Origin of the sequence: Halolamina sp. (assembly GCF_036626355.1) — an archaeon.
In the GTDB taxonomy this organism is placed as follows: domain Archaea; phylum Halobacteriota; class Halobacteria; order Halobacteriales; family Haloferacaceae; genus Halolamina.
In genome coordinates this window covers 1-9639 of the sequence record NZ_JAZKRY010000099.1, presented here as the reverse complement: position 1 = coordinate 9639, position 9639 = coordinate 1, and the positions used below count along the sequence as shown (strand labels likewise).

The window sequence follows — 9639 nt, the reverse complement described above, 5'->3', positions numbered from 1 at the left end:
ACCTTCGCCGCCACCAGCACCGGGTCCCAGACCGGGCTGAACGGCGGCGCGTACGCGAGGTCGAGCCGTTCGACCTCCGCGACGGTCATCTCGCCTTCGAGCGCCGTCGCTACCGTATCGATCCGGATCGCTGCCCGGTCCTCGCCGGCGATGGCGCCGCCGAGCAGCGTTCCGGTGTTCCGGTCCGCGGTCAACGTCACGTCCGTCGCCGCGTTTCCCGGGTAGTAGCCCGACCGTGAGCCGGCGGTCACCGTCTCCGAAATCGGGTCGAAGCCAGCCTCTCTGGCGCGCTCGTGATCCAGAATCCCGGTTCGGCCACACTCTACCTCGAACGCTTTCACGACGGCCGTGCCCGCGATAGCGCCGACCGGCTCCGGGTCGCCGGCGACGGTCTGCCCGATAGCCCGACCGGCACGGTTGGCCGTCAGTCCGAGCGGGACCCAGTCGGCGACGCCGGTGACGACGTGAGCCATCTCCGTGCAGTCGCCCGCAGCATAGACGTTCTCGATACTGGTGCACCCGTACTCGTCGACCGCGATAGCGCCGGAAGGCCCAAGCTCGACCCCAGCATCAGCGACGAGGGTGGTGTTCGGCTGGATACCGATGCCGACGACAGCGACCTCTGCTGGAATCCGCGCCCCGTCCGCGACGACCCCCTCGACGTGCTGTTCGCCGACCAGTTGCTCCACCTCGGTGCCGAGATTGACGGTCACCCCCTCCTCACGGAGTGCGTCCGCCGCCCGCTCGCCGGCCGCCTCGCCGAACGGGGGCAGAAGCTGGTCGGGGCGCTGGAACAGCGTCACGTCGAGATCGTGTGCGCTGAACGCCTCGGCCATCTCGACGCCGACGTAGCCGCCGCCGACGATGGCCGCCGATTCGGGCGGGTCCATCGCCGCGTACGTCTCGACGAACTCGGTGTCGACCATATCGGTCTCGAAATCGTCGACGGCCGCCTCGGCGGGCGGCGTGAGATACGCCCGGAGCGCAGCGGCCGAGTCCATGCCGTGGATGGTGAACGTCCCATCGAGGTCGGCGCCCTCGATTGGGTCGGCGACGGCGTGCCCGCCAGTGGCGATGAGCAGGTCGTCGTATGGCTGGTCGAACGCCAGGCCGTCCTCGTCCTCGACCCGGACAGTGCCTGCGGCCGGGTTCACGTCCACGACCTCGTGTTTGCGACGCAGGTCGATTCCTCGCGCCTCGATCTCCGTGGGTGAGAGCGAGAGCAGGTCAGTCAGCGCGTCCACCTCCCCTTTCACGTAGTAGGGCTGGCCGCAGTGGGCGTAGGAGACCCATTCGCCCTTCTCGAAGACGATGACTTCCCGCTCCGGGTCCTCGCGTTTGAACTTACTCGCGGCGCTCAGGCCGGCAGCGTCGCCGCCGGCGACGACGAAGGGGGCAGACATATCGACGGGACGGGGCGTGAACGGCTTAGTTGTGGGAGTTACCGCGAGGAAACCCGGCGATTGGGTGGGGAACCGACTGGCCGGCGTGTAGCAGAGCGCCTCGCCGCTTTCGGGCTGCCGACGAGAAATCCGAGCGCGCCAACGACGTTGAGCGGGGAGGAACAGCTGCGGCATCTACGGGAAGAACTCCGGATCGTCCTGCGTCCGCCCTACCGATCGCGTTCCCGGCGGTCGGCGAGCCCGTCTGGCTGAACGCTCCGAATGCTCCGGAGCGTGAACCACGTCAGGACGGCACCGATGGCGGTGCCCACGGCGACAGCCGAGAGCGTGAACTCCACGCTCGCGTCGACCTGTATCGAGACCAGTCCCGCCGAGAGCCCGACGAGCAGGGTGAAGCCGACTTTGAACAGCACCGCCGCACGGCTCCGGTCCTCGGGGGTGATACTCGATCCGACCATCAGCACACCCACCCGTGTTCGGTTTGTTCCCGCCCGAAATCGTCCATGGCGATACCCAGGAGCGTCGGCCGCTTGAACGCGACGGTCCGGCGCGGACGGGGTATCGGCGTCGCCGCGCCGCCACGGAGAAACAACTACCAGCCATCCAGGCACAGCCGAAGGACAGGGGTTCGGTTTACACCCTCGGGATGGCTCTCCTCGCGGTCCGGATCTCTGTCGCCTCGCGATTGTGCCACCGCGGTCGGTTGGGCTGCGTCCCCCTCCTACGAGCGCCGGGTCGGGACGCCGCCGCGCTGGTTCTCCCGGTCCTCTGACTCGGTCACAGCGCTCCACAAAACACCTAAAGCCGGCCCACAACCAGCTCGTATGGGTGAACACGCGGCGGTCGAAAAGGTCGAGAACCCCGTCACCGTCGACCGCATCGCCGCAGACCTGCGTGAGCTCGGCGTCGAGGCGGGCGATACGCTACTGGTTCATTCGTCGCTGAGCGAACTGGGCTGGGTCGCCGGCGGGCCGCAAGCCGTCGTCGACGCGTTCCAGCGCGTGCTCACGGGCGAGGGGTCTCTGGTGATGCCGACCCACTCGACGCAGTACAGCGACCCGTCGGTCTGGTCGAATCCGCCAGTCCCGGACGGCTGGGTCCCGCAGATTCGCGAGGGAATGCCCCCGTTCCGGCCGGAAGTGACGCCGACGCGCGGTATGGGCGCTGTAGCGGAGTGCTTCCGGACCTATCCTGGCGCGAAGCGCAGCCGTCACCCGCTCTATTCGTTTGCTGCCTGGGGCGCCGAGGCGGTGGATATCGTTGCGGATCACCCGTTCGAGGACGCGCTCGGTGAGGCGTCGCCGCTCGCGCGAGTGTACGAGCGGGACGGGAAGGTGCTGATGCTCGGGACGGAGTACGAGACGAACACGTCGCTCCATCTGGCGGAGTACCGCGGCGAGTTCGAGAAAGAGCGAGTGAGCGAGGGTGCGCCGATACTGCAGGACTGCGAGCGGACGTGGGTGGAGTGGGAGGATATAGAGGTTAATTCGGACGATTTTACCGAAGTTAGTGCGGCGTTCGAGGAGGCGTGTCCGGACGCAGTCGTCGAGGATGAGGTGGGTGCGGCGACGGCGAAACTGATCGAGCAACCTGCGCTGGTTGATTTCGCGACGGAGTGGTTCTCCGAGAATCGGTGAGAGGTTGTTCGTGTGTCAACCGAATTCGCTGATGCGATAGTTCCGACCGGTGAGTGGACTTGGATTCAGAAACCACAAACAGCACTGCCAACGTCACCGCGGAGTGTGCTTGCACAATGAGACCGCAGAGTGCCGGGCACGAAGCCCGGCACAGCCCGCAGAGTCCCCACACCTCCCCGCGCGTTCGCGTCAGTGGCGAACGCGCGCTGCCAACCGCAACCGCGGCGGCGGTGGCGCGAAACGCTCGCGGCTTCATGCCGCGAGTAAGCGCGAGGGGCTCGCGAGGGGTAACCCCGTGCGAGCCGGCTGGGGAGGCTTGAGGCCGCTGGGCGGGAGGCGGTGCTGTCCAATTGTGCAAGCCTCGAGACGCTGTTAGCCCTTGTCGTCACCGATGCTGATCCACTGTCGAAATCATCTACGCCATCTCACCAGCACCGACACCGTTTACCCCCGCCACCGACTCACAACCCACAATGCGAATCCGGGGCCCCATCGTCGACGTCGCCGAGCCCCGAACCGTCGGCGACGGGAACACCGAGCTCGTTGAGTTCACTATCAGACCCGAACGCGGCACCGCCGACCCCGTCCAGGTAACGCTCTGGAACAAGTGGACCGAAACGGCGGAGTACGCCGAATCGGGGATGGAACTGCTCGTCACCGACGCCGAGAAGGAGGAGTTCCGCGGCGAGGTCCAGTACAAAACCACCCCCGACTCCTGGGTCGTGGTCGAACCCGAGTTCCTCGTCGACGTGACCGACATCCGCTCGTGGGTGCAGTGCCCGCGGATGTACTACCTCAACAAGCTCTCCGGCGTTCCGCTCAACTACCCCGTCGTCAAGGGGACCGTCGTCCACGAGGTGTTTGGTGACCTCCTGCGCGGCCGGGAGCTGGAGGACGCCATCGACCACCGCGTCGAGGAGGCCGGGCTCGAACTCGGCGCACTTGGCTACGACCGCGATGAAGTCGCCGACGAAGTGCGGCGCAACGCCGCCGCCATCGAGGGCTGGCTCGCCCAGGGCACACTCACCGAGGAGGATAGTTGGCGCTCGGAGTACACCCTCATCTCCCCCACCTTCGGCGTGAAGGGGCGCGCCGACGCGCTGCGCCGCGGGATGCCCGTCGAACTCAAGACGGGGAAGAACACCAAGCGCGAGCCGCGGTTCCAGGACAAGATGCAGGCGGCCTGCTACGCGCTAATGCTCGATGAGCAGGGCATCGACGTCGAGGGACGCAGTCCCTCGGGCCGTCAGACACCGTCTGACGAGGCCGACACCGGGACCCTGCTCTACACGAAAAACACCGCGCTCGACCGGGGCGACGAGACCGGCGACCTCTCGCCGGCCAAGGAGTTCTCCGTCGGCCAAGGCCTGCTGAAGTTCGTCGTCCGCACCAGAAACAAACTGGCGGCGATGGAGTACGACATGTCCATCCCGACCGGCTTCGAAGCCGACGCGAACTGCCAGTACTGCTTCGAGCAGGACACCTGCATGGTCGTCTCGGGCCGACTCGACCAGGAGTCGAAAGCCGGCCAGATCGGTCAGCCCCTCCCCCCCGAGGAGCGAGCGTACTTCGACCGATTCTACAGCGCCCTCGAAGCCGAGCGCCGCCAGACACACGCCGAGTACCGCAAGCTCTGGGAGCAGTCCGCCGAGGCGCGTGCTGCGGACGACCGGGCGCTCATCGACCTCGAACCGCTGGGTCGTGAGGAACTCCCGGGCGGTCGCTGGCGGCTGCGCGCTCGCAAGCCCGACGACGCCGTCTCGAAACTCCGAGAGGGCGACGTGGCGCTGGCGAGCGACGGCGACCCCGTCACGGGCCACGCGGAGCTCTGCCGGATCCAGTCTTTGGGCGGTGGGACCGAGGGCAGCGAAATCGTCATCGAGACTGACGAACCTGTCGACGTGTGCCGCCTGGACGTCTACCCCTCCGAGCTCTCGGTCGACCGGATGCTGACCGCACTCCACGATGCCGTACTGAAGGGCGACCCGGACCGGAAGGACGTGCTGTTCGGCCGACGCGAGCCGGAGTTCTCCGGCCCCCAGCAGACGTATCTCGAGAACAACGCGGCCCAGAACGAAGCCGTCAACCTGGCGACCCGCACCGACGACTTCGCACTGGTTCACGGCCCGCCAGGGACCGGGAAAACCTACACGATCGCCCGAACCGTGCGGGCGCTGGTCGAGCAGGGGAACCGCGTGCTGCTCTCGGCGTTCACCAACCGGGCCGTGGATAACGCGCTGGAGGCGGTGCGGGACCAGGGGTTCGACGAGATCGTCCGGTTCGGCACCGAATCCGGCGTCCGCGATGACATGCAGGACCTCAGGCTGGAGCGGGCCGGCGACCCCGGCGACCGCATCGCCGAACTCCGAACGGCGCCGCTGGTGGCGGCGACGACGGCCTCCTGTGGCTCCCGCATCATGCGCGAGGAGCAGTTCGACGTGGCGCTGGTGGACGAGGCCTCACAGCTCACCGAACCGGCGACGCTGGCGGCGATCAACCTCGCCGACCGGTTCGTTCTGGTGGGTGACCACGAACAGCTTCCGCCGGTCGTGCAGGCCGAGGGAGGCGAACCGTGGACCGCGGACGCTGGACAGGCGGCTGCCGGGGACCAGCCACCGGACGCCGAGGACACGAAGCAGACCGACCGGGCCGACCTCAGCGTCTCGTTGTTCGAGCGCCTTCACGAACAGGCGCCCGAGGCGTCAGTGATGCTGGACCGCCAGTACCGGATGGCCCAGCGCATCCAGGCGTTCTCCTCGACGGAGTTCTACGACGGTGCGCTCCGACCCGCCACTCGCGAGGTGGCCGCCCAGCGAATCGACGACCTCCCCGACGTCGACTCAGACGTCCTCCCCGATTCGCTCCGGGACTCGGTCGCGTTCATCGACCCTGACGGGACGCGGAAGGGGAACACTAACTCCGTCGAAGCCGATCGCGTGGCCGAGATCGTGGCGTCGTTCCGCGACGCGGGTGTCGACGCCGCAGACATCGGCGTTATCGCGCCGTTTCGCGCCCAGGTCGCCGAGATCAGCCGGCGGACCGATGTGACCGTCGACACCGTCGACCGGTTCCAGGGCTCCAGCAAGGAAGTCATCATCCTCTCGTTTGTGGCGACGGGAGAGCTCTCCGGGCCGATCTACGATGACCCCCGACGGATGAACGTCGCATTAACGCGGGCGAAAAAAGCGCTCGTCCTCGTCGGCGACGCCGACGCGCTCGGCTCGGAGCCGTTCTACCAGCGGATGCTCGACTGGGCGCAGCGGTAGGCAGCTCCTAAAACTACCGACCACGACAAGTCACCCATCGGAGAGAACACGACCTGAACCGCCGATTCAGCCCCGTGTAGTTATTTTCTGTGCGAATTCCCCCACAAGTCTTTTGTACATGTTGCTCCTGATTTCCGTCGATGACGAGGGGATTGGACAAATGAAACTGGCAATGATCGGGTTCGGCCAGGCTGGCGGGAAAATCGTCGACAAATTCGTCGGGTACGACGAGAAACACGGCTCGGATATCGTCCGGGCCGCTGTCGCGGTCAACACTGCCAAGGCCGACCTCATGGGGTTGGAGAATATTCCGGAAAGCCAACGCGTGCTTATCGGGCAGTCCCGCGTGAAAGGGCACGGCGTCGGCGCCGACAACGAACTCGGCGCGGAAATCGCCGAGGAGGACATGGACGAGGTGCAGGGCGCCATCGATTCGATTCCAGTTCACGAGGTCGACGCGTTCCTCGTAATCGCTGGTCTCGGTGGCGGCACCGGGAGCGGCGGCGCACCGGTTATCTCGAAACATCTGAAGCGCATCTACACTGAACCCGTCTATGGGCTGGGAATCCTCCCCGGCTCCGACGAGGGAGGAATCTATACGCTGAACGCTGCGCGGTCGTTCCAGACGTTCGTCCGTGAGGTTGACAACCTCATGGTGTTCGACAACGACGCCTGGCGGAAAACCGGCGAGTCCGTCCAGGGCGGCTACGACCAGATCAACGACGAGATCGTCAAGCGGTTCGGCATCCTGTTCGGCGCTGGCGAGGTCGAGCAGGGCGGGGAAGTGGCCGAGAGCGTCGTCGACTCCTCGGAGATTATCAACACGCTCGCGGGCGGCGGTGTCTCGACTGTCGGCTACGCGCGTGAAGAGGTCGACAACACCGGCGGCGGTAACGGCGGCCTCCTCTCGCGGCTCACCGGCGGCGAGGACGAAGAGGAACTCGACACCGCACACACGACCAACCGCATCACCAGCCTGGTTCGGAAGGCTGCGCTCGGTCGGCTCACCCTCCCCTGCGAGATCGAGGGGACCGAGCGTGCGCTGCTCGTGATGGCCGGCCCGCCGAAGTACCTCAACCGGAAAGGCATCGAGCGCGGGCGGAAGTGGCTCGAAGAGCAGACCGGCAGCATGGAGGTCCGGGGTGGGGACTACCCCGTCTCCGAGGCGAACTTCGTCGCCGGGGTGATTCTGCTCTCGGGCGTGAACAACGTCCCGCGCATCAAGGAGCTCCAGCAGGTGGCCATCGAGGCTCAGGAGAACATCGAGGAGATCCAGCAAGAGAGCGATCAAAAACTCGAGGGGCTCGTCAACGACGACGACGACGAACTCGAGTCGCTGTTCTAACCCCGGACTCCCCTCGTGCAGCTTTTCGTCCCGTTCGCCGGCCAACGCCCGAAGACTCGGCTCTCGGAGGTGCTCACCGCCGAGGAGCGACAGGAGTTCTCCCGCGCGATGCTCGCGGACGTGCTCGAGGTGCTCGAGCGCGCCCGCAGCGGGAACCCCGACATTCCAGCGCCGACGGTGCTCTCCACCGCACCGCTCGACGTCGACGTCCCGGTGGTCGTCGACGAGCGCCCGCTCCAGGAAGCCGTCAACGCACGCCTCGAGACAGCGCCCACCGCAGTCGTGATGGCAGACCTGGCGCTGGCGACGCCCGAGGCACTCGTGAGGCTCTTTTCGACGCCGGGCGATCTCGTGATCGCCGCTGGACTGGGCGGGGGCACCAACGCCTTCCTCGCCCGTGACTCCGCGTTCCACGTCGACTACCACGGCGCCTCCTATCTCGACCATCTGGCCATCGCTCGCGAGGAGGGGCTGTCGGTGGGTGAGGTGGATTCCCACCGGCTCGCTGTCGACGTGGACGAGCCGGGAGACCTCACGGAACTGTTCCTACACGGTGAAGGCGCGTCTCGAGACTGGCTCGGTGACGCCGGCTTCGAGTTGGAGACGACAGATGGGCGGGTGGAGGTGAGCCGTGAGTGAGTCGCTCCCCTGGGGCCCCGTGTGAAACCTTCTTGCTGGTCGGCCCGTGAGTAAGACTGTGTTCCCGGCCGCCGCAGCGTACGATATCGATATCTCGGTCTCGGAAGAGGCTGTCGAGCGCCTGCTCGCGGTCTCGCCCGCGGACGTCGAGCCCGCGCCGGCGCTCACGTTCTCGCGGAACGTCTTCCTCCCGCTGACGACCGCCTGCCGCTACACGTGCACCTACTGCACCTACTACGACGTGCCCGGCGAGGCGACGCTCATGTCGCCCGAGGCGATCCGCCGCCAGTGTCGCGTCGGCGCCGACGCCGGCTGTACGGAGGCGCTGTTCACGTTCGGCGACGACCCCGACGAGCGCTACACCGAGATCCACGACCAGCTGGCCGAACTGGGCCACGACTCCATCCACGAGTATCTGCGGGAGGCCTGCGAAATCGCGCTTTCGGAGGGGCTGCTCCCGCACTCGAACCCCGGCGACCAGACCCGCGAGCAGATGGCGACGGTTGCGCCGGTCAACGCCTCGATGGGCGTGATGCTGGAGACGACCGCGGACGTGCGCGCTCACTCGGGCGGGCGACGCAAAACCCCCGGTCAGCGGCTCAACACGCTCAGAGTCGCGGGGGAGCTCGGCGTCCCGTTCACCACCGGCATCCTCGTCGGCATCGGCGAAACCTGGCGCGACCGGGCCGAGAGTCTGCTCGCCATCCGCGAGCTTCACGAACGCTACGACCATATCCAGGAGGTCATCGTCCAGAACGTCGTCCCGAACGAGCGCTCGGATTTCGGGCGGCCCGCCATCGAAACGATGCGCCGCGCGGTCGCGATGGCACGCGTCGCGCTCCCGGAGGAGATCTCGGTGCAGGTGCCGCCCAACCTCTCACCGGCCCGCGATCTGCTTTCCTGTGGCATCGACGACCTCGGCGGCGTCTCCCCGGTGACGGAGGACTACATCAACCCCGAGTACGAGTGGCCGGCGCTCGAGGAGCTCCGCGATATCGCCGACTGCGCCGGCGTCCCGCTCTACGAACGGCTGCCGACGTACGACCGCTATCTCCCCGACTCGCTGCGGCGCGACGGGTTCGATGGGCAGGTTGCGGAGTCGCCAGTTTCGGGAGGTAACTGGCTTTCCGACCGTATTCAGCGCCGCATCGAGCAGGAAGACGTCCACGGCGAGCGGTTCCGGCGGGTTGCTCGGCGGGATGGACCGCTGTCGCTGTCCTGACCGGCGTTGAGAACCGGATTTCGTTATTCAGCCGACCCAGTGTCCGTCGCTCAAAGAGGGACTCATAGTGAGTACTGTGAGTCTGTCCCGCCGTGACCATCCGTGTCGGTGATGGGAGCCCCTGAAC

The 9639-nt window shown here is 66.7% G+C and carries 7 protein-coding genes; 5 read left to right on the top strand and 2 right to left on the bottom strand.

What is annotated here, in order from left to right:
- Both V5A38_RS13185 and V5A38_RS13180 read right to left on the bottom strand, forming a co-directional pair.
- On the bottom strand, positions 1 to 1403 hold a 1403-nt coding region (locus V5A38_RS13185), incomplete at its 3' end, for an FAD-dependent oxidoreductase (protein WP_332326225.1).
- Between the two features lie 209 nt (positions 1404 to 1612).
- Positions 1613 to 1861 (bottom strand): hypothetical protein, encoded by a 249-nt coding sequence (locus V5A38_RS13180; protein WP_332326224.1) that lies wholly within the window; start codon positions 1859 to 1861, stop codon positions 1613 to 1615.
- Between the two features lie 366 nt (positions 1862 to 2227).
- Here V5A38_RS13180 and V5A38_RS13175 point away from each other — a divergent pair, with 366 nt between their 5' ends.
- From V5A38_RS13175 to cofG, 5 genes are all read left to right on the top strand, one after another.
- On the top strand, positions 2228 to 3040 hold the full coding sequence (locus V5A38_RS13175; RefSeq protein WP_332326223.1) for an AAC(3) family N-acetyltransferase: 813 nt from the start codon (positions 2228 to 2230) through the stop codon (positions 3038 to 3040).
- A 473-nt stretch (positions 3041 to 3513) separates the two neighbouring features.
- Positions 3514 to 6306, top strand: a complete 2793-nt coding sequence (locus tag V5A38_RS13170) for an AAA domain-containing protein (RefSeq protein WP_332326222.1) — start codon at positions 3514 to 3516, stop codon at positions 6304 to 6306.
- Positions 6307 to 6466: 160 nt separating this feature from the next.
- A complete protein-coding gene (locus V5A38_RS13165; RefSeq protein WP_332326221.1) occupies positions 6467 to 7651 on the top strand; it encodes a tubulin/FtsZ family protein in 1185 nt (394 codons plus the stop codon).
- Between the two features lie 15 nt (positions 7652 to 7666).
- Entirely contained in the window at positions 7667 to 8290 is a 624-nt protein-coding gene (gene cofC / locus V5A38_RS13160) for a 2-phospho-L-lactate guanylyltransferase (RefSeq protein ID WP_332326220.1), read from the top strand.
- 58 nt (positions 8291 to 8348) lie between these two features.
- Entirely contained in the window at positions 8349 to 9512 is a 1164-nt protein-coding gene (gene cofG / locus V5A38_RS13155; protein WP_332326226.1) for a 7,8-didemethyl-8-hydroxy-5-deazariboflavin synthase subunit CofG, read from the top strand.
- Positions 9513 to 9639: the final 127 nt, after the last annotated feature.

Bases quoted from the DNA above. Each gene is read 5' to 3' on its own strand.
- V5A38_RS13180 (WP_332326224.1), bottom strand. From the start codon at position 1,861: ATGGTCGGATCGAGTATCACCCCCGAGGACCGGAGCCGTGCGGCGGTG.
- V5A38_RS13175 (WP_332326223.1), top strand. From the start codon at position 2,228: ATGGGTGAACACGCGGCGGTCGAAAAGGTCGAGAACCCCGTCACCGTC.
- V5A38_RS13170 (WP_332326222.1), top strand. From the start codon at position 3,514: ATGCGAATCCGGGGCCCCATCGTCGACGTCGCCGAGCCCCGAACCGTC.
- V5A38_RS13165 (WP_332326221.1), top strand. From the start codon at position 6,467: ATGAAACTGGCAATGATCGGGTTCGGCCAGGCTGGCGGGAAAATCGTC.